Raw genomic sequence first — 22,280 nt, 5'->3', positions numbered from 1 at the left:
TTGTGTATTACTCATATCTGTTGCGTTTTTGCGATTTTAAACTATCTTTGCGCTTCTTATGCCCGGTAAAACGATATGAAAGAATTATTACTACTACTGAAGAAATTCTTCGGATATACCTCTTTCCGTCCCTTGCAGGCGGACATCATACAACGTATCTTGCAAAAAGAGGACTCGTTGGTGCTAATGCCCACGGGCGGAGGCAAGTCGATCTGCTTCCAACTACCGGCCATCTATCTGCCGGGCACGGCATTGGTGGTATCTCCCCTGATCGCCTTGATGAAAGATCAGGTGGAAGGGCTGGTCACCAACGGCATCCCGGCGGCGGCGTTGAACAGCATGATGCCGGAAGAGGAGCAACAACAGGTGAAACAACTTTGCGTGCAGGGCAAAATCAAATTATTGTATATCTCCCCGGAACGGATCAAGGTGGAGGCGGATTGGTTCCTGCCCCGGCTGGAACTCTCGCTGATCGCTATCGACGAGGCGCATTGCGTATCGCACTGGGGGCACGATTTCCGTCCGGAATACACGCAACTGGCGATCTTGAAGGAACGTTTCCCGAAAGTACCGGTCGTGGCCCTGACCGCCACCGCCGATAAAATCACCCGGAAGGACATCATAGAGCAGTTACGGCTTCGCACGCCCCAGACATTCATATCATCGTTCGACCGCCCGAATATCTCCCTCACGGTACGCCGCGGACTTAACAAGAAAGAGAAGATAGCCGCCATCGTCCATTTCATCCGCAAGCACCGGGAGCAAAGCGGTATCATTTATTGCATGCGCCGCAATGATACGACCGAGCTGGCCGATGAGCTGGCGATGTATAATATCAAGGCGATCGCTTATCACGCCGGTCTCCCGCCCGCCCTACGGGAACAGGCCCAGAACGATTTCATCAACGACCGGGTAGACGTGGTATGCGCCACGGTTGCTTTCGGGATGGGGATAGACAAGAGTAACGTACGCTGGGTCGTGCATTACAGCATGCCGGGGAGTATCGAGAATTATTACCAAGAGATCGGCCGGGCCGGAAGAGACGGGATGAAAAGCGATACTCTCCTGTTTTATTCCTTGAGCGACCTGATCGTACTTCGCCGTTTCGCCGAGGAGAGCGGCCAAAGCGAGGTAAACCTGGAGAAACTAAACCGGATGAGACGGTATTGCGAGTCTGATATGTGCCGCCGCCGTGTGTTGCTCAGTTATTTCGGCGAGGAGGCAGAGCATGATTGCGGCAACTGCGATGTCTGCAAGAACCCACCTCAGCGTTTCGATGGCAGTGTCTTGATACAAAAAGCGCTGAGTGCCGTGGTCCGCACCGGCGAGCATGTCGGCATGCAAATGCTAATCGACATTCTACGTGCCTCCGGCCGGGCAGAGCTCCTGGAGAAAGGATACGATAAGCTAAAGACGTACGGAGCCGGCCGGGATCTCTCATATAAAGAATGGAAAGAATACATCTACCAGATGATCCAACTCGGATACATGGAGATCGACTACGCCGCCGAGCGTGTATTGAAAATGACCCCGTTAGGCAGGCGTGTCCTGTACGGAGAGCAAAAAGCCCAGCTTGTCGTCTACCGGGAGCCGGAGGAGCTGAGGCGCCCCGTCCGCAAGAGCGAGCGGAAATCCACATTCAAGGCCCAACCGATCCGTCCGATCCGGTCTGCCTCCATAGACGAGACCTTGCTGGATTCCCTCCGACAGCTCCGCAAGCAGATCGCCGAGCGGGAGCATACGCCGGCTTATATCATCTTCTCCGATGATTCTTTGGAGGACATGGTGGAGAAAAAACCTGTCACCTTAGACCAGTTCAGTGATATCCGGGGAGTCGGACAGATCAAGCTAGACCGGTACGGAAAGGTGTTCGTGGCCTTGATCCGGTTCGTGCTGAAACTACCGAAAGAATAATTTTCCAATACGTGATCAATATTCATATGAGAACCTTAAGATACTCGCGTAGGGTCATACGTATATACGTGTGATCTCATCGATTTCCCCGAACCCGATCAAGGCGTTAAACAGACGGATCCGGGTATACTTGGACAGATCCTCCACCGGGATATCCCCGGCCTGTATCAAGCCCTTATCCAATAAGTAAGCGCGCATCGTACCGCATAACAAAGGGCGTGCGGGAGTGATCCAAGAAGCGCCGTCCCAAAGGGCGATATTGCAAATGGACGTATCGGTCAGCAAACCGTCACGGATTATCAGGATATCGTCATGCCCCGCTCGTTGGGCGAACAAATCGTTCAGGCATTGGCGATCCGTACTTTTATAGGAATAATCGATCTCATCGCATGTAACCAATCGCAAGGAACGAACCGGACGCATACGGTAAGGAACGTATTCTACCTTTAAGACCTCGCGGGTATATTCCACCCGGCATTTGGTACGTTCTTGATAAGGCCCGGGATGGATATAACCCGCGAGATCGATTTCTTCCCTCGCCCCGAACAGCTCCTCGCGGGTACGGTTCATACGGGCATTATGGTACGGGAGGTTGTGTATCCGTCCCTTCTCGATACGGATCGTCTCTACAAACGGTTTTCCTGATAAAGTCTCAATAGATGGGCACATATACTTTTTGTTTCATCTCGTTATACTCGGATCTCAAGTCACTTTTAGAGGTGATTCCCCCACCGCTCTTGAAAATAAATGAACGGGGAGAGACTTGTTCCATAAAACGGATCATCACGGCGCTGTCTAAATCTTGGCCATCAAAATACCCCATCACCCCCGTATAGAAGCCTCGCTCATAGGTTTCCGCCTCGGCGATGATCTCCAACGTCTTTTTCTTGGGAGCGCCCGTGATGGAACCGGCGGGCAATAGGCCCAGCAAAATATCCCCGATATGCCCCTTCCATCCTTCCGGCAACCGGCCTCTTATCTCAGAGCTGACTTGCAACAAACGCCCGTTATGCGTACGCAGCTCATCGATATAACGATACCGGGGAACACAAACCTCGGAGGCTACGATACTCAAGTCATTCCGTATCAAATCCACGATCGTGGCATGCTCCGCCGCTTCCTTGGGATCATCGAGGATACGCCTCCGGGCATCGGGTAGCGTAGCGTCGATGGTCCCTTTCATGGGATACGAATAGATAAAACCATCCCGCATCCGCACGAATATCTCCGGCGAGAATACCACGAAACGATCCCGCATCCAAAGCTTATACTTCGCCTTGGAATGGTAGAAGATATCTTTTAAGGAGAGGTTCGCATGTACCGGGGTGGCGCACGTCAGGTTTACCAAATAAGAGTTACCCGCATGGATATGCCGGGCGACGGTCTCGAACGAACGGGCGTACTCCTCGAAAGAGACATACGAGGGTTGCCATTCAACGGGTTCTCCGGGGATAAGATGGGAGGAATCCTGGAAGTTATGTGCATGATTCGCGTTCGTAAAACCGTTCAGGTCGTACAACAAGTCGGAGGAAGCGATATTTTCCGGGCTCTCCACGCAGATCCGCTCTCGTTTATAATCAATGATAAAAAGGAAAGGCCGCCCCGCTCTTCCCATTTCGTTCATGCGGAAGACGGCCTCTTCTTGCGTGTATACGGTCATTATATTAAAAATCGTTCTGTCAAACCACCAAACGCATCGATACGGCGATCCCGGAAGAAGGGCCACCAACGACGCACGTTCTCACCGCGAGCCTTGTCGATCTCTATCACACGTATCTCCTCCTCGTCATTCGGGAATACGGTCAATAGCTCACCTTGGGGGCCGGCCACAAAGCTGTTTCCCCAAAATTGGATACCGCCCGTTTGTCCCGAAGGGTCCGGCTCATGTCCGGTACGGTTCACGGAAATGACAGGAAGCCCGTTCGCCACGGCATGTCCTCGCTGTATGGTCACCCACGCATCGAGCTGGCGATCTTTCTCCTCCCGCGTATCGCTACTTTCCCAGCCGATAGCGGTCGGATAGATTAACATCTCCGCGCCGCGCATCGCCATCAAACGGGCTGCTTCCGGATACCATTGATCCCAGCAAACCAATACGCCAAGACGTCCCACAGAGGTATCGATAGGCTCGAAGCCTAAATCACCGGGGGTAAAATAGAATTTCTCGTAATAAGCGGGATCATCGGGGATATGCATCTTGCGGTATTTTCCGGCGATCGTACCGTCTTTCTCCAAGACAACGGCCGTGTTATGGTACAAGCCCGGGGCACGCTTCTCGAAAAGGGATAGCACCAGGACGATGCCTAATTCTTTTGCCAAGGCACCGAAGGTTTCCGTCGAAGGGCCGGGAATCGTCTCTGCCAGGTCAAACTGATTCGTATCTTCCGTCTGGCAAAAATACAGGCTGTTATGCAGTTCTTGCAGAACGACCAATTCCGCTCCCTCCCCGGCAGCCTTGCGGATATTAAACTGTAGTTTCTCTATATTCGCCGCTCTATCAGCGGTATTCTTTTGTTGTATTAATCCTACCTTCATTTTAATTCATATTGATTATTATCCAGTTGTAGAGACGGGGCGTGCCCCGTCTCATCCCAGCAAAATGGTATTCTAAATTACCATCAGACAGTGGTGAGACGGGGCACGCCCCGTCTCTACAACTAGGTATATCATAGACTATGTTGTTTATTTGATAAAACCTTCCGGATATTGTATCGTCACGCAATGCAGGGAACCGTGTTGCTTGATAAGCGGAAGGCAGTTGATGCCTACGATCTCCCGGTCCGGGAACGCTTTCCGCAAAGCCGCTCTAGCGACCTCATCCTTCGGAGAGTCATAGAACGGAACCAATACGGCCCCATTCATGATCAGGAAATTAGCGTAAGTAGCGGGCAAACGCTCCCCCTTCCACTCCACCTGATCCGCCATCGGCAGCGGAATCAAGCGATAAGGGGTACCATCGGCCTGAGTAAACTCCTTGATATCCTCCTCCATCCCTTTCAACTCGGCGTAATGCTCATCTTCCTCATCCTCGCAGCGGACATAAGCGATCGTATCCTCGCTACAGAAACGGGCGAGAGTATCCACATGGCTATCCGTATCATCCCCGGCCAAATAACCGCTGGTAATCCAAAGGATACGGTCCAAGCCAAATACGTCTTTCAAATAACGTTCCAACTCCTCTTGTCGCAAATACTCATTACGGTTCACGGATGCCAGGCACTCGACGGTAGTCATCAACGTACCCTTCCCGTCGGATTCGATACTACCGCCCTCCAGTACGAAAGGTTGCATATTTACTGGAACCACCTCTTCGGAGAAGGTCTTCATATGGCAAAGATTACGGGTAATCAAATTATCATGATTGGCGGCATACTTCATTCCCCAACCGTTGAACACGAAATCATAAAGCATCGGCGTTCCCTCATCGAAGACGGAGATACCCCCGTGATCCCGCGCCCACGTATCATTCGTCTCCATCTCACGGAAAATGACACGCCCGTAATCAACCTCCCCCAATTGTTCCCGCACGGCGGCCTCATCCGGACAGACAATCAATAGCTTCTCTCGCTTGATCACTTCCTTGGCGATAGCCACGAAACAAGGAATCACCTCGTCCAATATCGGAGCCCAATCCGTATCCTCATGCGGCCACGTAAGCTGCACGGCACTTTGCGGATGCCATTCCGCAGGTAATATCACGTTATGTTCCATATCCTCATGTTTAGAATTGCGGGGATAAAGATAGATAATCTTATATAAAAACAGAGCAACTTAAACCATCATATTCTTCAGGTCAAAATACATGGATCTGGTAGACAAGACTTCCGAAACGGTGAATCCTGAGAATTCTTTCTCTTGCTCTTCCGTGGAAAAAATAAATTCAAAACCATTATTTAAATAAAAGCGAAGCGTGTTTTCTTGATTATATGCGTCTACTACTAAAAAACGACATCCTGTTTTATTCATCGGCTCAATGAACCATGCCTTGATAAAGCTAAGTAGCTCTCGCCCTATACCTCTATTTATATACTTCTTATTCACACCTAACCGTCCTAACAATACAGCAGGATAACTTTTATACTGTTTCATCCGAGGTATGTATCGGTTTACTTTCTTCTTTCGGCTATTTGGCAGATAACAGACTTTTATACTATCATTCGATAAAGTAAACGCGCAGACTATTACAGAAGGATCACGATCCAATAAATAGCAGTATGTTTTACCCAACAACTCTCTTGAATAAAATATAGCATCCTCACGAAAAAAATAATTCAGGTCGGAATCTCTACAGTCAAAAGGTTTGCATGTTAACAACAAGCCCTGATCTAACAAGGTAATCGTACAATACTCTTCTAAAAATATCATGTGTCAGGTTTTAGGTTCTCAATATCGACTTAGTTTATTTTCGATTTTTTCAGGATAGCCCGCAATGAGCGTAGAGATTCCTCTACTTCTCTAGGATCCACCTTCTTTGTTTGAGTTTCTATTTTCTCTAAAAATTCCTCCGCGGCATTCTCGCTCAGCACAGGAATATTTCTTATAGGTATCGCCATACTTAGTTTATTTTACGGTTTTCGCAAAGGAAATATTTATTTCCCAGACAAACAAATTATTGCAGCTATTAAGCATGTATCATCCTGGTATTTTCCTGAATTGTTTAAATTGTTTCACAAGCACGATCGCTGTCACGATCGCTGCCACCGTATCGGCGATAGGCATGCTGATCCAGACACCGAGAGTTCCGAATAACGGGGGGAGGATGATTAAACAGGGTATCAAGAAAAGCATCTGCCGGGTCAAGGAGAGAAAGATCGCTTTCTTAGACATGCCGATGGAAAGGAAGAAGTTGGTCGCCACCATCTGGAAACCCACGATCGGGAATACGGCGAAGACAATATGCAGGCCATAGGAGGCGGCACCGATCAACTCCCCGTCACTCGTAAACATACGGACGATCCACGACGGCACCAACTGGCAAAGCAAGAAACCCAGCGTAGCCACTCCCACCGCCCAGCGCATCGTCAGCCGGGTCACGTCCGTCACCCGGGAATAGAGCCGGGCACCATAATTATAACCGGCTATCGGTTGCATACCCTGATTAAATCCCATGATAATCATCACGAAAAGAAAAGCGATACGGTTCACGATACCATAAGCGCCAATCGCCATATCCCCTCCATGCTCTTTCAATCCCCGGTTGATAAGGATCACGATCAAGCAGGAACAAAGGTTCATCAAGAACGGAGATAAACCGATCGACAAGATACCTTTCACGATCTCTGAGCGCAGCCTATAGATACCTTTCTTGAAATGAAGGAGTTGCCTCGGACTCGAGAAATGGATCAACTGCCCGGTAAGCGAGATCGCTTGCGAGATAACCGTAGCCCAAGCCGAACCTTCTATTCCCCACCCGAAACCAAAAATAAACAATGGGTTCAAGGCGCAATTGATAACAACCGACGCCAACGTAGCATACATAGCCATCTTCGGGAAACCCGAGGAGCGCAAGACGGAATTCAATCCCAGATACATATGTGTAATCACGTTACCATACAGGATAATCCGCATATAATCACGGGCATAAGAAATCGTATGCTCACTAGCGCCGAAAAAGTACAACACAGGATCAAGCAAGAACAAGAAAACGATCGTGAAAACGATACCCAGAACCACGTTCAAGATCAACACATTCCCCAACACATTATTCGCTCCCTCATAATCTTTCTGACCCAGCTTCACGGCAACCAGCGTAGAGGCGCCGACTCCCACCAGCGAGCCGAAAGCAGCCGCCAAGTTCATCAACGGAAAAGTCAAGGCAAGGCCGGAAATCGCCAACGCCCCCACTCCATGACCGATAAAAATGCTATCGGCCATATTGTACAAAGAAGAAGCTGTCATAGCGATAATCGCAGGAATCGCATATCGCGTAAGTAATTTACCGATGGGATCGGTTCCTAATACCAATGGAGAATTTTGTTTTGCCATGCCGCGAAGGTACAGACTTTTCAATTTATTTTTTACATTTGTAATCTTATAATAGTTTAAATATGGCAGAGGAACTACGGATTAAAAACGGTGATAAACAGGAGATGTATGAGACATTACTCCCTCAAATTATCTCATTGACAGGCAATGAAACCGATCCAATCGCTAACATGGCGAACATCGCCGCGGCACTCAAGCAAACCTTCGGTTTCTTTTGGGTGGGTTTCTACCGGGTCATAGACAATCAGTTGGTATTAGCGCCTTTCCAAGGCCCTATCGCCTGTACACGAATCAAATACGGAAAAGGGGTATGCGGCACGGCCTGGCAGGAGGCCCGCACGATCATCGTACCGGATGTAGACGCTTTCCCGGGACATATCGCTTGCAGCTCGGCATCACGCTCGGAGATCGTGGTTCCCGTGATACGGGAGGATAAGGTAATCGCCGTATTGGATATAGACAGCGACCAACCGGATAGTTTCGATGAGACAGACCGGATCTTTTTGGAAAAGATCGTGGAGTCGCTTCCTCATCAGTAAGCCTCGCCCCAGTACTCCGCAAGAAGTACTGTAGTACGGCCTAAGAAGTACCACAGTACTTTGTAAGAAATACTTTAGTACCCTCCGAGAAGTACCGGAGCGAATACTACTTGCCACAAATATTTTTAAACGGACAATAAGAGCAAGCTTTTCCCGTAGGTGTTTGCGTGAAAGGGATCTTTGGATTGAAAATCTCGTCCAAGCATCCCCGAAGACCTTCCTCGAAGGCTTGGGAATAACCGGAGAAATCCTCTACTTTTTCCGATTTCCCCCGTTCGACACGTTGATAGATAGACGGATCGAATGGATCGGCGAAGAGAGAGCGGACGTAATAAATACCCGGTTGTACCGTCTTCCCTTTGTTCTCGGTGAGATGGGCATACATCCAACAATACATGAATACCTGCATCACGGCTTTCGCACGGTCTTTCTCCTCCTTATCGAAAAGGCTCTCTATACCGCTAAAAGCCGTGGTTCCGCTACCGCTCTTGTAGTCGATAATACGGATAGCCCCACGTACCTCATCTACACGGTCGATAAAGCCTTTCAACCGGATCTCGGAATGATCGGACAGGCTGATCAAGCCGTTTATCTTACGCTCGGACTCAATGTAGGTGAAAGGAGTCAGTTTGCCGTCGCGTTCCAAGATTTTCCCAACATATTTGCGGATCATCTCACCAATCAAGAAGTTTTGTCCGGTAAGGGGACGAACCACCTCCGTCTTGAAAAACTCGCTGGCAAAAGCACGGGCGATAGTTCCGGTCAACAGGGGCGTATCCTTACGGATAGCTTTCAGCAAATCAGCGGTTACCATCTTTCCACGAAACGGGTTATAAAGCTCCTCCATTACTTTATGCAAGATGCTGCCGAAAACATCACTCTCGATCGTCTCGTTTACCTCTTCCTCCTCTTGGATACCTTCCACGACAGAAAAGTAGAATTTCAACGGGCAATCCAGATACGTATTGATAGCGCTCGCCGAGATTGCCTTGGTTCCCCCTTTCCGGTAAGCATCCAAACGGCGTATGATATCTTCCTTTTTCGGAATGGCCAGCGGAGGAGTCTTGGAAGAGGATACATTATATACGACCAACTTATCCTGTATAGGAACCTCGTAATGATAACGCAATTGATGAACAAAACGACTCACCTCCCCCGTCTGCAACCCGTTACTACGGGTATCGTATAAAAGGCTCACACGGCTGGCACGTTCTATCAAACGATAGAAATGGTAGGCCCATACGCTATCTTGGTGCTCATAAGTAGGTAGCCCGAACCCTCTGCGCAGGTTATAAGGGATAAAGGAGTTCGCCGCTTTTCGTTGCGGGAAAATCCCCTCGTTCATGGACAAGATGATCAGGCGGTCGAAATCCAAGGCACGGGTCTCAAGCACGCCCATAATCTGCAGACCGGAAAGCGGCTCACCGCGGAAAGGGATCGTGATAGTATCGGTTACCCGTTTCATGAGACGGAAGAAGGTATCCATTCTCATCTCTATATGAGCGTCTCTCATCACCTCTTTCATACGATTTATCGTGGTGAAATAGTGGAAGATGAACTCTTGCTCTAAATCGTTTGTCCGTTGGGTAACGTCCTCCTCTTCCTCATCGGAAAGGGCAGACATGACCTTGTTCAATTCTTCCAAAACCTTGATCAGGTAATCCGAGAAAGCCTCTACCCCGGTCACCGGCGTGAAAAGGATCTCCAGCAAAGGTGTTTTCTCCAATTCGGTGTGCGAGATATAGATCTTGTTGTTTTCCGTGATCTCTTTCACCAAGGAGGAAACAATCTCCGGTGAGGTCGAGAGCACATAGCGGTGATTCAATACCGGAAGCACGTCCCGGAAATAAAACAGCGGGTTCCGGTCTACATAGCGAACGTTCTTCTGCAACGCCAAGATATATTCGATCAAGGAGGCAACCGGGGTTCCTGCCAAGGGATAACCCATCGTGACGTTGATACGCCGGATTTGTTCCGGTATGGCGTTCAATACCGGGATCAGCAGATGCTCATCGGGCAAGATCACCGCCGTACGCAGAGCTTCTTCCGAACTCATCGCCACGTCCTTGCACCAATCGCTCAACAGGGTGTAGACGTGCTTGGCCTGCCCGATACCGGACGGGATACCGATTACCTCGATCTCGGTCTCTACTTTCTCCTCGGGGGATAAATTCATCGAGGAAGGGAAGCTTTTCAAGTTGCGGGAAACAAAATAAGAGGCTTTATTATCCGGATCGGTTACCTTATCGGATACATAATCCCAATAGAAATCCGCAACTCCCCGTTTTTGTAATTGAGCAAGAAAACGTTCCTCCGATATGGACAAGGCGTTCAAGCCGACGAAGACAATTCGCTCGTAAGGTAAATCCGGAGACTCACCTCGTTCCAAGCTTTCCACGACCTCTCGGAAAATCATACCCTCATAGCCTTTTCCCTCAGCGGCCAAAGCCGCACGGAATTCCTCATACAGATCGTATAACACTTGCCAGACCGCCAAGAATTGTTGTTGGTTGGGCGTATCGCCGCGGGGGTAAAAACTAGACCAAAAGCTACGGATGGCAGCGATCTGCTCATCACTCAAGAAATCGAAATCATTCTCTATCTCCCGTAGGTCCGTTACGTTGCTGAATAGCATGCGGGCGTTCGCCATGTACTTATCGACATCGTCAAAATCATTGAGCAACATCTCGCCCCAATAGAGGAACTCATCAAACGTCTCGGTAGAACCGCTTTGACGGATGTAGATATCGTACAGGGTAAAAAGCATGCTGATCCGGTCGGCGGTTTGTTTTCCGCTCAACTGGATAAAGAGGTCGTTGATCGTAAGGATTGTCGGAGAGAAAAGGGGGGTATCGGCTATCTCCGAGAGGTATTTCTGGAAAAAGAGGCCCGTACGTCGGTTGGGAAAAACAAAGGCCAAACGACTAACCTCCACCCCATATTTCTCGTAAAAAAGAGACGCTACTTGATATAAGAACGGTTTCATTTATTCTAAAATTTATACAGGCTTGTAGAGACGGGGCGTGCCCCGTCTCCCGCCATCTAATAGTAACTTTAAATATCCTTTTGAGGGGATGAGACGGGGCACGCCCCGTCTCTACAACTAGGTCCAATCATTGAAGGTTGGATACCTATTTTCTGAATCCGGATATGGTTCATGTTATAGTAAGATATTTTCTATCTCTTGTAATTCTTCCTTGGAGAAAGAGATATTGTCTAACGCTTTGAGGTTATCCATTAATTGGGCGACCGAGCTCGCGCCGATCAATACGCTGGTTACCCGGTCATCCTTTAATAACCAAGCGAGCGCCATCTCAGCCAAGGTCTGACCGCGGCGGGCAGCCACCTCATTTAACCTACGAGCCTTTTCCACAGCCTCCGGGGTAACCTGGGAGGTCTGCAAATGACCGGTTGGTTTCGCCGCACGGGAATTCTCCGGGATTCCATGTAAGTACTTATTCGTAAGCAAGCCTTGCGCCAACGGTGAGAACGCGATCATACCAACCCCCTCTTCCTTCAATACAGGGAGTAAATCAGGTTCCGTCCAACGATCGAACATCGAATAGCGGGCTTGGTGAATCAAGCAAGGAACCTTATGCTCTTTCAATACGGCCAAGGCCTTACGGGTCTGGTCCGCGTCATAATTGGAGATACCCACATACAAAGCCTTTCCTTGCCGGACAATATCGACCAAAGCCCCCATCGTCTCCTCGATCGGGGTCTCCGGGTCCGGACGGTGGGAATAAAAGATATCCACATATTCCAACCCCATTCGCCTCAAGCTCTGATCCAAGCTAGCCATTAGATACTTACGGCTTCCCCAGTTTCCATACGGCCCCGGCCACATATCGTAACCCGCCTTCGTGGAGATAATCATCTCATCCCGGTAAGCCCCCAAGCCTTTCTTTAATATCCGGCCGAAATTCTCCTCCGCCGATCCGTAGGCCGGGCCATAATTATTCGCCAGGTCGAAATGAGTCACGCCATGATCGAACGCGGCGTGAGCGATCTGGATAAAATTACTGAACACGTCCACACTACCGAAATTGTGCCACAATCCTAAAGAAACGGCCGGCAATAAAATGCCGCTCCGTCCGCACCGCCGATATATCATATCCGCATAACGATTCTCTTCCGCTTTGTAAAACTCCATATGATCTTTCTTTTTTAATTAGTATATCTCATCCGGCCAAGGAACTGGTTTGCCTGTTGCCTTAAACGACGGACGTTGCCCGTCCACTTTCCGTAAATACGTACCCAATTCCCCGGACAAACGCTTTACGATGTCGGGATGTTGTCTCGCCACGTCATTATGCTCTCCTATATCCTCCGGGATATTAAACAGCTCCTTCTTCCCGGTCTCGTAATAATAGATCAGTTTCCAGTCTTCATTACGGACCGAGCAAGTCGGACCGATTCCCGGCCCGTCATTTCCCCATATATTCGGGCAGTTCCAGAATAAGCTACGTCCTGCGGAAGGATCTCCCGTACCTTTTAATAAAGGCATGAAGCTAACGCCGTCTATCGGTTGTACGGTCTTATAATCTTTTATACCGGCCATCTCCAAGATGGTCGGATAGAAATCCTCGATAATCAAATATTTATCACATTTGCTTCCCGGCTTCACCACACCCGGCCAACGCACGATCATCGGCTCACGGATACCTCCCTCATAGGCAAAGCCTTTACCGCTATTCAAGGGATAATTTTGCGTATGGATCTCCCCGTCACGCCATTCGGGTTCGCTGGAGAGACCACCATTATCACTCATGAAGATCACGACCGTGTTACGCGCCTCATCATTCTTCTCCAGCCAATCCATCAAATCGCCCAAGCTCTTATCCATACCTTCTATCAAGGCTGCGTAAGCCGCCTCTTTAGCCGTCAGGCCCTTATCGATATATTTCCGGTAAAAACGCTTGTCTTTATCGATGGGAACATGGATTGCGTAATGAGACATATACAAGTAAAACGGCTGGTTATACTTCTTAGCCTTGTCCAGCGCCTTGATCGCCTCCTGCGTCAAGGCCTCCGTAGCGAAGGTATCGCTTCCCCAATACTTCTCCAGTCCGGGGATAGCGTTCGGGGCATAAGGTTTGCCATTCTTGGTGTGCCCGTAATTATCTTCCCCGAGATAACTGGCAAGCCCCCCTGCGGCATGTCCGGCTATATTCACCTCAAATCCCCAATGATGCGGGTCCTCCCCAGGGGTATCGATCGCCCCGAAATGTGCCTTGCCGCAATGGATCGTATGATATCCGTTATTCTTCAATATCTGTACGAACGAAGTTCCCACGAACGTATTATTCGTCCCGTCCACTTGAGCCACGCCGTTATAGTTCCAATCCGGCAGGGTAAGCACATCACTCTCCCGGTCGGTTGTTTTATCCTTAAAGAGCGTCCAGTTCGTCACCCGGTGACGGGCAGCGTTGGTCCCGGTGATCAGGCTACAACGAGTGGGCGAACTGATGCTACTGGCATAGGCTTGGGTAAACATCATGCCTTCTTTCGCCAGTCGTTCCATGTTCGGGGTCTCATATACTTCATTATAATGTGTCTTTTGGGTCCAAAAAGGCAAGGAGGTATCCTCCCATCCCATATCATCTACCAAGAACAGGATGATATTTGGGGGACGACCGGCGCTTTGGGCGTTCGTTATCGCCGATACCGACAATAACGCTATAGGGATAAACTGAGCTCTCTTCATGTGTAACAGATGTTTTTCTATGCCTTCCAATAGGGTTTGACTTCTATTTACGAAAGTAAGTATATTTTTGAGAATACACAATCTGATGAAGAAAATACTCACAAATAGGTATTGTCTGTAATTATGGATAAACCTATTTTTATAATTCCAGATAAACACTCAAAAAATGATATGCCCCTTGGATTTTTCGACATAAACACCAGCGGGCGAATCCGTAAGATCATCGATGATAACGCTAGTATCACCCACACATTCCTCGCGCATCAGCTACCCGACTTATCGGGCACGTTCTTGGTTCCTATTGCCGCTATCATCCTTATTTTCACATTCGACTGGCAGCTAGGGCTGGCCTGTATAATCCCCGTTATCATAGCGGCTTTGATCATGAGCTACACCATGAATACCAAAGGACAAGAATTCATGCGATTATATATGAACTCCTTCGAGGAGATGAATACGGAAGCCGTAGAATATGTCCGGGGAATCCCTGTAGTAAAGGTTTTCCAGCAAACGATCTATTCTTTCAAGAATTTCCACAAGAGCATCATGAATTACAATAAAATGGTCTATAGCTATACGATGATGTGGGAAAAACCGATGTCCTTTTATACAATCATCATCAACAGTTTCGTGTTCTTCCTGGCTCCACTGGCCATTCTATTAATTGGGAATAACGATAATTACGCCTCGGTATTACTTAATTTTTTCCTGTTTGTCCTTATCACTCCCGTGTTCTCGCAAAGCGTCATGAAATCCATGTACCTCAACCAAGCGTTGGGGCAAGCCAAGGAAGCGATCGGAAGGCTTGAGAACCTCACCGGTTACGAGACGCTAGCGAAGGCACAGAACCCTACTCCCATACAAGATTTCAGTATCCAATTCGAGCAAGTATCTTTCCGCTATCCCGGAGCGACGCAAAACGCGATCGACAAGATCTGTTTCTCTATACCGCAAGGTCAGACTGTCGCTCTCGTCGGGGCTTCCGGTAGTGGAAAGACAACCATCGCACGTCTAGTTCCCCGCTTTTGGAAAGTTACGGAAGGGCAGGTCTCCATTGGCGGGATTAACGTGAGAGACATCGATCCTAAAGAATTGATGAAGCACATCTCATTCGTCTTTCAAAATACCCGCTTATTCAAGACAACCTTGCTCGAGAATATAAAGTATGGTAACGCAAACGCAACCTTGCAAGAAGTGGAACGAGCGGTCGATCTGGCTCAGTGCAGGGAGATCATAGACCGATTGCCTCTCGGCTTGGACACCAAGATCGGAACGGAAGGTACCTACCTTTCCGGTGGAGAGCAACAGCGTATCGTACTGGCACGTGCCTTATTGAAAAACGCCCCAATCATAGTACTGGATGAAGCGACTGCGTTCGCAGACCCGGAAAACGAACACTTGATACGCTTGACACTAAAAGAACTCACGAAAGGGAAAACCATTCTCATGATAGCCCATCGCCTATCAAACATAACAGACGTAGACCGTATACTGGTCATCGACAAAGGGGGAATAGCCGAACAAGGTACCCATAATGAATTAATCAATAGGAAAGGAATGGATGTGGAATGAATATCAACAATCAGTCCGTTGGACAATCGGAAAGGAGGTCTCTCATGATTAACGCTATAAAAACACGTTTCGCCCTTTCTGAAAAGGGTGCAAAAGATTTTTGTAAAGGGGTATTTTTCACTGTGTTGCTGGATATCGCATTGATGTTGCTGGCGTTTTTTGTCTTCATATTCCTGGATGATTGGCTTCGTACGGAAGATGAACCTTTATTCTATTCTTCACGTACTCAATATCTTAGCAATCTCTAAAATCGTTCTCCCACTAATAACCCCACGTGTGCAATTCTTTGGATTGCTTGGTGTTGCGGTGGTTGTTTGAGTTGGTGCAAAAATACGAAATAGTTCATATAATAATCATCAATAGCCTATAATTTTTACGACAAATCTTTGGAATAACCGACAAAAGAGGTTGAAATGTCACTGAAATGGCTATCATTAAAGCGTTTACAGTGCCAAATGAAGCCAACCGCAAAAAACGGGAAACGCAAAGGAAAGCAGTTCTATGAAGCAGAAAGGTTTTCAAATCGTTACCCGAAGCGGAACGCATTTTTAACGCTCCCTGCAATGATTGCGCCGTTCTGCGCCGATTTGCTTATCAAGGTCTAACTCGTTGAGTAATAACTTTGCAAACAAAAAACGAGTATGGCAAGAAGTACATTCAAAGTGCTGTTCTACGTGAACGGCAGCAAGGAGAAAAACGGTGTTGTCCCCATCATGGGGCGAGTGACAATCAACGGAACTGTGGCGCAGTTCAGTTGCAAGCAGAGTGTCCCGAAAACGCTTTGGGACATCAAGGGCAACCGAGCCAAAGGCAAGAGCAAGGAGGCACGGGACATTAACCTCGCTTTGGACAACATCAAGGCACAAATCATCAAGCACTACCAGCGCATATCCGACCGTGAAGCGTTCGTAACTGCGGAAATGGTGCGCAATGCCTATCAGGGTATCGGCAGCGAGTACGAGACACTTCTCAAAGCGTTCGACCGTGAGAACGAGGTGTTCAAGAAGCGTGTCGGCAAGGACAGGGTAATGGCAACGTACCGTTCACGGGTGGTGGCAAGAAACCATGTGGCAGCGTTCATCAAGTCTTTCTACAGACGGACGGATATGTCCATGCTGGAGATTACGCCCGACTTCATCAAGGAGTTTGCCGCCTACCTCTCAACGGAAGCAGGACTGCATAACGGGACGATATGGGAAAAGTGCATGTGGCTGAAAGGTGTAGTTATGCGTGCGCACTTCAACGGACTGATACCGAGAAACCCGTTTGCCCAATTCCACATCAGCCCGAATGTAAAGGAGCGTGAATACCTGACGGAAGACGAACTGAAAGCGTTAATGACGCACGAGTTCGGGGATGCCAAACTGTCCTATATCCGTGATATTTTCGTCTTCGCCAGCTTTACCGCCCTCTCTTTCGTGGACATCAAAGAACTGACCAATGACAACATCGTGGAAGTGAACGGTGAGAAGTGGATATTATCCAAACGGCACAAGACGAAAGTGCCATTCCAAGTGAAACTGCTGGATATACCCTTGCAGATAATAGAGCGTTACCGTCCCTTGCAGGTAGATAACCTTGTTTTCCCCAATCTCAACTACTGGTCTATCTGCAAACCGCTGAAAAAGGTGATGAAAGAGTGCGGGATAACAAAGGACATCTCGTTTCATTGTGCAAGACATGGCTTTGCAACGTTGGCTTTGAGCAAGGGTATGCCTATTGAGAGCGTGAGCCGTGTATTGGGGCACACGAACATAGTCACGACCCAAATCTACGCAAAAATCACAACGCAGAAGTTGGACAACGACCTTACGATGCTCGGCAACAGGCTGAACCAATCGTTTAACAACGTATCAATGGCAGGACAATGAAAAGGAATATCATCGAAATCACTGAACACGGTACGGTAATTATACCAAGTGAAACGGCATGGATGAGCGAAGCGGAACTTGTCAGCCTGTTCGGGGTTATTGCCCCAACCGTCCGTGCAGCAATCAAAGCAGTCTATAAAAGCGGAATACTGAAAGTGCATGAAGCGCAACGGTATATCCACCTATCGGACAAAATCGGTGTGGATGTTTACAGCCTTGAAATGGTTGTCGCTCTCGCTTTCCGCATTAACTCATACGGAGCGGAACGGGTGCGCAATACCATACTTGAAAGGCTGTACTTGCGAAAAGAGAAAACAAGCATCTTCTTTTCGCTGGGAAATAGAATAGAAGTGCCTAAATATCAAGCATAACGTGTATTGATATGACGACATGAAGTAATGAAACCGATGCGTATTCCCATTGCCAACGATGTATCCATATACATAATTGAGTAGGCGCATTGCCATTCATTCATACGAATGCGACAATCCCGAAGAAGCACCCCTCTATAACGGTTGTTTCTTCGGGATTTTTATTGTTATGTTCTCCGATATACTGCAAGTTTTTCATTCCGTGTGTTTTTTGCGCCATTCTGCCGTGATTTGCGTATCAAGGTTTCAAACGGCTCACTCTAACTTTGCACACGATTATTTATCAACCATTTAAGCATATGGACAATGAGTAAATCAGACATCAGCAAGGAGGAGTTTATCCGAGTGGGTACAACCCTCTACAAGTTAGTGAACCAGCCCCGACTGAACGGCGGCTATGTGAAGAAACGCATCGTGTGGAACAACGAGACCCTGCGGCAGGACTACGGCAAGCACTTTCTCGCCACCGTCCCCAAGTATGACGGTTTCTGCACGATTCCCGACCATGTGAATTACCGTCCGATAGTGGACAAGTTCCTGAACCTCTATGAACCGATAGACCACCGACCGCAGGAGGGTGTCTTTCCCTCTATCCAATCTTTGGTACGGCACATCTTCGGGGAGCAATACGAGTTGGGCATGGACTACCTGCAACTGCTCTACTTGCACCCCATTCAAAAGTTACCAATCCTGCTGTTGGTATCGGAAGAACGCAACACGGGCAAAAGCACGTTCCTGAACTTTCTGAAAGCCTTGTTTCAGAACAACGTGACATTCAACACCAACGAGGACTTCCGCAGCCAGTTCAATTCCGATTGGGCAGGCAAACTCCTTATTGTGGTGGATGAAGTGTTGCTTAGCCGCAGGGAGGACAGCGAACGGTTGAAGAACCTAAGTACCACACTCTCCTACAAGGTGGAAGCCAAAGGTAAAGACCGTGACGAGATAGCGTTCTTCGCCAAGTTCGTGCTGTGTTCCAACAACGAGTATCTGCCCGTCATCATAGACGCAGGGGAAACACGCTATTGGGTGCGGAAGATAGACCGCTTGCAGTCGGACGATACCGACTTCCTGCAAAAACTGAAAGCGGAAATACCTGCTTTCCTCTACCATTTGCAGCACAGGCAGCTATCCACCGAGAAAGAGAGCCGTATGTGGTTTGCCACGTCACTGCTGCACACCGAAGCCTTGCAGAAGATTATCCGAAGCAACCGCAACAGATTGGAGATTGAGATGTGCGAACTTATACTTGATATCATGGCAAGTATGGGTGTCGACACTTTCTCTTTTTGCTGCAATGACATTCTCACGTTGCTGGCAAACACGTATGTCAAAGCGGAGAAGCATCAAGTAAGAAAGGTATTGCAGGAATGTTGGAAGCTCATACCTGCACCGAACGGGCTGACATATACCACTTATCAGCTTAACTACAATCGGGAGTGTCGGTATGAACCGATAAGGAGAGTGGGACGCTTCTATACCGTCACAAGGCAGCAACTTGAAACGCTGTAATTCCATTATCTTTTTGTTGAATTGTTGAATAAGGATATAATCATACTGATAATAAGCAATATATACTCTCAACAAAATCTCAACAGACCAAAAGAGAAGTTGAGCATAAAGCCACGACCTATTGTCGGTTTCTCTTTTGGTGAGTGGTTTGTTGAGCGGATGTTGAGCATCTATTTGTATGTATATAAACATATTACATATACCATTCAACGAATCAACGATTTTCATTCACCATTAAAACCATAGGAAGATTATGACTACACAGGAAGCAAAGAAGATACATATCGCAGACTATCTGCAAAGTCTGGGCTACAGCCCCGTCAAGCAGCAGGGGAAAAGCCTTTGGTACAAATCACCGTTCAGGGAGGAAGCGGAAGCATCGTTCAAGGTGAACACCGAACTCAACCAATGGTACGACTTCGGAACAGGTAAGGGAGGCAACATCATCGCTTTGGCGCAGGAGCTTTACGGTTCGGACTATGTGCCTTACCTGCTTGGTAAGATAGCGGAACAAGCACCGCACGTCCGTCCCGTGTCTTTCTCTTTTCGCCAGCAAGCATCCGAACCGAGTTTCCAACATTTGAAAGTGGGCGAACTCACGCACCCTGCATTGCTCCGCTACTTGCAGGAACGTGGGATAAACACCGCACTGGCGCAGACGGAATGCAAGGAACTGCACTTCATCCATAACGGCAAGCCCTATTTCGCCATCGGGTTCCCGAATGTGGCAGGAGGCTATGAGGTGCGCAACCGTTTCTTCAAGGGCTGCATCGCCCCGAAGGACATCACTCATATCAGACAACATGGCGAACCGAGAAACGTGTGCTATCTATTCGAGGGCTTTATGGATTACCTCTCGTTCCTTACCATCAGAGTGAAGAACAATCCACAATATCCACGATTGACAACGCAGGATTATATCATATTGAACTCCGTTTCCAATCTCGCAAAGGTGGAAAGCCTATTGGCAAACTATACACAGTTTGGCAGTTACCTTGACAACGACACGGCAGGACGGAACGCTTGCGAGACCTTGAAAGCGAAGTTCGGAGAACGGCTACTTGACAAGTCGCTATACTATCGTGAGTACAAGGATTTGAATGACTACCTATGCGGTAAGACCTTGTCCCAATCGGCAGAGCCGATAAAGCAGGAGACGCAAGTCCAATCCACAAGGCGGATGATGCAGCCACCGAAAAAGCGAGGGCTGAAGATGTAGGGAGTGAATGCTTGCAGCGACACGGATATTTGCCAACGGAAAATGCCGTAGCTTATTAGGGAATTTTCCGAGCCGCATTGCAAGCAACGCTGAAAATCCCCCAATAAGCCAAAGAGGTTGCACCTCTCTGGACACTCCCCAGCCAACGGCAGAAGCCGTATGGAAGTAAACCATCAACCATTGTTTCACAAGTTAAAAAGAAAGGATTATACATGGGTTATGCAGTATTACACATGGAAAAGACAAGCGGAACGGATACCGCCATGTCAGCGCATATCGAGCGCACCATCAAACCGAAGAATGCTGATGAGAGCAGGACGCACCTCAATCGGGAACTGATAAGGTTTCCTGATGGTGTGGAAAGCAGGACACAAGCCATACAGCACCGATTGGACACCGCAGGACTGACACGCAAAATCGGTAACAACCAAGTGAGGGCTATCCGTGTCCTGCTCACGGGAACACACGAGGATATGGAACGTATCACCAATGAGGGCAGGCTTGATGAATGGTGCAGCGACAATCTGAAATACCTTGCCGATACCTTCGGTAGAGAGAATATCGTGTCGGCAGTCCTGCACATGGACGAGCAGACACCGCATATACACGCCACCCTTGTACCGATAGTCAAGGGAGAGCGCAAGCGCAAGAAGAAAGAAGAACAGGTAAAGAAGCGATACCGCAAGAAGCCGACAGACACAGCCCGATTGTGTGCTGATGATATTATGACACGAGCCAAGCTCAAATCCTATCAGGACACTTACGCCCAAGCCATGAGCGGTTACGGATTGCAGCGTGGCATTGACGGTTCGGAAGCGAAGCATATCACCACACGGCAGTATTACCGTGATTTGATGCAGCAGACGGAGCAGTTACGAACAGACATAGGGCAACTTCAAGACCGCAAGGAAACGGCACAGGAGGAACTCAGGCAAGTAAAGAAAGAGGTACAGACCAAAAAACTGAAAGGGGCTGCCACAACAGCCGCCACCAACATAGCGGAAAGTGTCGGTTCTCTTTTCGGCAGTAATAAGGTCAAAACATTGGAGAAACAAAATGTAACCTTACAGAATCGAATCATTGAACTTGAAGAGGATGCCCAACGAAAAGAGGAACGGCATATCAAGCAGATGCGAGAAATGAAAAGCGCATACGAACAGCAAAACAGCAAGCTGTCCGAGTTTGTGGATTTTGTCAAACGCTATTTTCCGTATGTAGAGAAATTAATGCCGACAATAAAGTTTCTGCGTGATACTCTGAACTTTGGTGATGCTGCTATTAGAAAGCTATGCACATTCAAAGATGTTTCCATTAGAGGTGAACTATATTCCCGAGAGTTCAACAGACACTTCAAGGCTGACGGTGCGGTCTGCTCTCTCAAACAGGACACAGAAGGAAAATTTGAACTCAACATTGACGGTGTTTCACACGTTAGCTGGTTCAGACGAAAGAAAGACGAGTTTATGGAAACATTGGGAATACCGACAAGGATACAAAATCGGGGTATTAACTTGTAAGTCAATACAAAGTCCGTGATAATCGAATGTCATATCACGGATTTTTTGTACTTTTGTATGGTTTATTTTGAAA

At 48.2% G+C, this 22,280-nt stretch carries 18 protein-coding genes and 1 pseudogene; 9 read left to right on the top strand and 10 right to left on the bottom strand.

All coding sequences use genetic code 11. The features are described 5' to 3' along the window. Positions 1-75: 75 nt before the first annotated feature. Positions 76-1,914: a DNA helicase RecQ gene (gene recQ / locus Q0110_RS02445; protein ID WP_297901861.1), complete on the top strand. Its 1,839-nt coding sequence runs from the start codon at positions 76-78 to the stop codon at positions 1,912-1,914. A 54-nt stretch (positions 1,915-1,968) separates the two neighbouring features. On the opposite strand, the gene Q0110_RS02440 is transcribed toward recQ, so the two are convergent. The 7 genes from Q0110_RS02440 to Q0110_RS02410 form a co-directional block, all read right to left on the bottom strand. Continuing rightward, complete coding sequence (locus tag Q0110_RS02440; RefSeq protein ID WP_297901859.1) at positions 1,969-2,583, bottom strand: aminotransferase class IV family protein; 615 nt, start codon at positions 2,581-2,583, stop codon at positions 1,969-1,971. Continuing rightward, positions 2,567-3,574 (bottom strand): aminodeoxychorismate synthase component I, encoded by a 1,008-nt coding sequence (locus Q0110_RS02435; RefSeq protein WP_297901857.1) that lies wholly within the window; start codon positions 3,572-3,574, stop codon positions 2,567-2,569. Before Q0110_RS02435 ends, Q0110_RS02440 begins: the two co-directional genes overlap by 17 nt. Beyond that, positions 3,574-4,449, bottom strand: a complete 876-nt coding sequence (locus Q0110_RS02430) for a carbon-nitrogen hydrolase (protein ID WP_297901854.1) — start codon at positions 4,447-4,449, stop codon at positions 3,574-3,576. Before Q0110_RS02430 ends, Q0110_RS02435 begins: the two co-directional genes overlap by 1 nt. A 147-nt stretch (positions 4,450-4,596) precedes the next feature. Further along, entirely contained in the window at positions 4,597-5,625 is a 1,029-nt protein-coding gene (locus Q0110_RS02425; protein WP_297901851.1) for an agmatine deiminase family protein, read from the bottom strand. A gap of 60 nt (positions 5,626-5,685) precedes the next feature. Continuing rightward, positions 5,686-6,279, bottom strand: a complete 594-nt coding sequence (locus Q0110_RS02420) for a GNAT family N-acetyltransferase (RefSeq protein WP_297901847.1) — start codon at positions 6,277-6,279, stop codon at positions 5,686-5,688. 29 nt (positions 6,280-6,308) lie between these two features. Beyond that, positions 6,309-6,467, bottom strand: coding sequence for a hypothetical protein (locus Q0110_RS02415; protein ID WP_297901844.1), 159 nt, complete (start codon positions 6,465-6,467; stop codon positions 6,309-6,311). 79 nt (positions 6,468-6,546) lie between these two features. Continuing rightward, positions 6,547-7,899: an MATE family efflux transporter gene (locus Q0110_RS02410; RefSeq protein WP_297901841.1), complete on the bottom strand. Its 1,353-nt coding sequence runs from the start codon at positions 7,897-7,899 to the stop codon at positions 6,547-6,549. Between the two features lie 62 nt (positions 7,900-7,961). Between Q0110_RS02410 and Q0110_RS02405 the strand changes: the two genes are divergently transcribed. Beyond that, positions 7,962-8,438, top strand: a complete 477-nt coding sequence (locus Q0110_RS02405; RefSeq protein ID WP_297901838.1) for a GAF domain-containing protein — start codon at positions 7,962-7,964, stop codon at positions 8,436-8,438. 106 nt (positions 8,439-8,544) lie between these two features. Here the strand turns inward: Q0110_RS02405 and Q0110_RS02400 are convergent, their stop codons facing one another. The 3 genes from Q0110_RS02400 to Q0110_RS02390 all read right to left on the bottom strand — a co-directional run bounded on the left by Q0110_RS02400 (position 8,545) and on the right by Q0110_RS02390 (position 14,145). Further along, the gene (locus Q0110_RS02400; RefSeq protein ID WP_297901835.1) at positions 8,545-11,424 is read right to left on the bottom strand and encodes a PD-(D/E)XK nuclease family protein; all 2,880 of its coding nucleotides are present in this window, start codon (positions 11,422-11,424) and stop codon (positions 8,545-8,547) included. Positions 11,425-11,598: 174 nt separating this feature from the next. Then, positions 11,599-12,591, bottom strand: a complete 993-nt coding sequence (gene mgrA, locus Q0110_RS02395) for an L-glyceraldehyde 3-phosphate reductase (RefSeq protein WP_297901832.1) — start codon at positions 12,589-12,591, stop codon at positions 11,599-11,601. Positions 12,592-12,609: 18 nt separating this feature from the next. Next, a complete protein-coding gene (locus tag Q0110_RS02390; protein ID WP_297901830.1) occupies positions 12,610-14,145 on the bottom strand; it encodes a sulfatase in 1,536 nt (511 codons plus the stop codon). 171 nt (positions 14,146-14,316) lie between these two features. Between Q0110_RS02390 and Q0110_RS02385 the strand changes: the two are divergent. The 7 genes and pseudogenes from Q0110_RS02385 to mobV all read left to right on the top strand — a co-directional run. Beyond that, positions 14,317-15,769, top strand: a pseudogene (locus Q0110_RS02385) (ABC transporter ATP-binding protein); the annotation flags it as partial. Continuing rightward, positions 15,762-15,965, top strand: a complete 204-nt coding sequence (locus Q0110_RS02380; RefSeq protein ID WP_297901827.1) for a hypothetical protein — start codon at positions 15,762-15,764, stop codon at positions 15,963-15,965. The pseudogene Q0110_RS02385 and the gene Q0110_RS02380, both read left to right, overlap by 8 nt. Before the next feature lie 393 nt (positions 15,966-16,358). Beyond that, positions 16,359-17,588 carry a site-specific integrase gene (locus tag Q0110_RS02375; protein ID WP_297901824.1) on the top strand — a complete coding sequence of 410 codons (1,230 nt, stop codon included), beginning with the start codon at positions 16,359-16,361 and terminating at the stop codon, positions 17,586-17,588. After that, a complete protein-coding gene (locus Q0110_RS02370; RefSeq protein ID WP_288148841.1) occupies positions 17,585-17,959 on the top strand; it encodes a hypothetical protein in 375 nt (124 codons plus the stop codon). Before Q0110_RS02375 ends, Q0110_RS02370 begins: the two co-directional genes overlap by 4 nt. A gap of 306 nt (positions 17,960-18,265) precedes the next feature. Continuing rightward, on the top strand, positions 18,266-19,471 hold the full coding sequence (locus tag Q0110_RS02365; RefSeq protein ID WP_297901819.1) for a primase-helicase family protein: 1,206 nt from the start codon (positions 18,266-18,268) through the stop codon (positions 19,469-19,471). Between the two features lie 253 nt (positions 19,472-19,724). After that, complete coding sequence (locus tag Q0110_RS02360) at positions 19,725-20,690, top strand: toprim domain-containing protein (protein ID WP_297901814.1); 966 nt, start codon at positions 19,725-19,727, stop codon at positions 20,688-20,690. Between the two features lie 212 nt (positions 20,691-20,902). Continuing rightward, the gene (gene mobV, locus Q0110_RS02355) at positions 20,903-22,207 is read left to right on the top strand and encodes a MobV family relaxase (protein ID WP_297901811.1); all 1,305 of its coding nucleotides are present in this window, start codon (positions 20,903-20,905) and stop codon (positions 22,205-22,207) included. Positions 22,208-22,280 lie beyond the last annotated feature (73 nt).

This window comes from uncultured Parabacteroides sp. (assembly GCF_947855115.1).
Taxonomy (GTDB): Bacteria; Bacteroidota; Bacteroidia; order Bacteroidales; family Tannerellaceae; genus Parabacteroides.
The sequence above is the reverse complement of the archived record's forward strand: the minus strand, read 5'-3'. Positions and strand labels throughout refer to the sequence as shown.

Coding starts and splice junctions, on each gene's coding strand:
- recQ (WP_297901861.1), top strand. CDS start 76: ATGAAAGAATTATTACTACTACTGAAGAAATTCTTCGGATATACCTCT.
- Q0110_RS02440 (WP_297901859.1), bottom strand. CDS start 2,583: ATGTGCCCATCTATTGAGACTTTATCAGGAAAACCGTTTGTAGAGACG.
- Q0110_RS02435 (WP_297901857.1), bottom strand. CDS start 3,574: ATGACCGTATACACGCAAGAAGAGGCCGTCTTCCGCATGAACGAAATG.
- Q0110_RS02430 (WP_297901854.1), bottom strand. CDS start 4,449: ATGAAGGTAGGATTAATACAACAAAAGAATACCGCTGATAGAGCGGCG.
- Q0110_RS02425 (WP_297901851.1), bottom strand. CDS start 5,625: ATGGAACATAACGTGATATTACCTGCGGAATGGCATCCGCAAAGTGCC.
- Q0110_RS02420 (WP_297901847.1), bottom strand. CDS start 6,279: ATGATATTTTTAGAAGAGTATTGTACGATTACCTTGTTAGATCAGGGC.
- Q0110_RS02415 (WP_297901844.1), bottom strand. CDS start 6,467: ATGGCGATACCTATAAGAAATATTCCTGTGCTGAGCGAGAATGCCGCG.
- Q0110_RS02410 (WP_297901841.1), bottom strand. CDS start 7,899: ATGGCAAAACAAAATTCTCCATTGGTATTAGGAACCGATCCCATCGGT.
- Q0110_RS02405 (WP_297901838.1), top strand. CDS start 7,962: ATGGCAGAGGAACTACGGATTAAAAACGGTGATAAACAGGAGATGTAT.
- Q0110_RS02400 (WP_297901835.1), bottom strand. CDS start 11,424: ATGAAACCGTTCTTATATCAAGTAGCGTCTCTTTTTTACGAGAAATAT.
- mgrA (WP_297901832.1), bottom strand. CDS start 12,591: ATGGAGTTTTACAAAGCGGAAGAGAATCGTTATGCGGATATGATATAT.
- Q0110_RS02390 (WP_297901830.1), bottom strand. CDS start 14,145: ATGAAGAGAGCTCAGTTTATCCCTATAGCGTTATTGTCGGTATCGGCG.
- Q0110_RS02380 (WP_297901827.1), top strand. CDS start 15,762: ATGATTAACGCTATAAAAACACGTTTCGCCCTTTCTGAAAAGGGTGCA.
- Q0110_RS02375 (WP_297901824.1), top strand. CDS start 16,359: ATGGCAAGAAGTACATTCAAAGTGCTGTTCTACGTGAACGGCAGCAAG.
- Q0110_RS02370 (WP_288148841.1), top strand. CDS start 17,585: ATGAAAAGGAATATCATCGAAATCACTGAACACGGTACGGTAATTATA.
- Q0110_RS02365 (WP_297901819.1), top strand. CDS start 18,266: ATGAGTAAATCAGACATCAGCAAGGAGGAGTTTATCCGAGTGGGTACA.
- Q0110_RS02360 (WP_297901814.1), top strand. CDS start 19,725: ATGACTACACAGGAAGCAAAGAAGATACATATCGCAGACTATCTGCAA.
- mobV (WP_297901811.1), top strand. CDS start 20,903: ATGGGTTATGCAGTATTACACATGGAAAAGACAAGCGGAACGGATACC.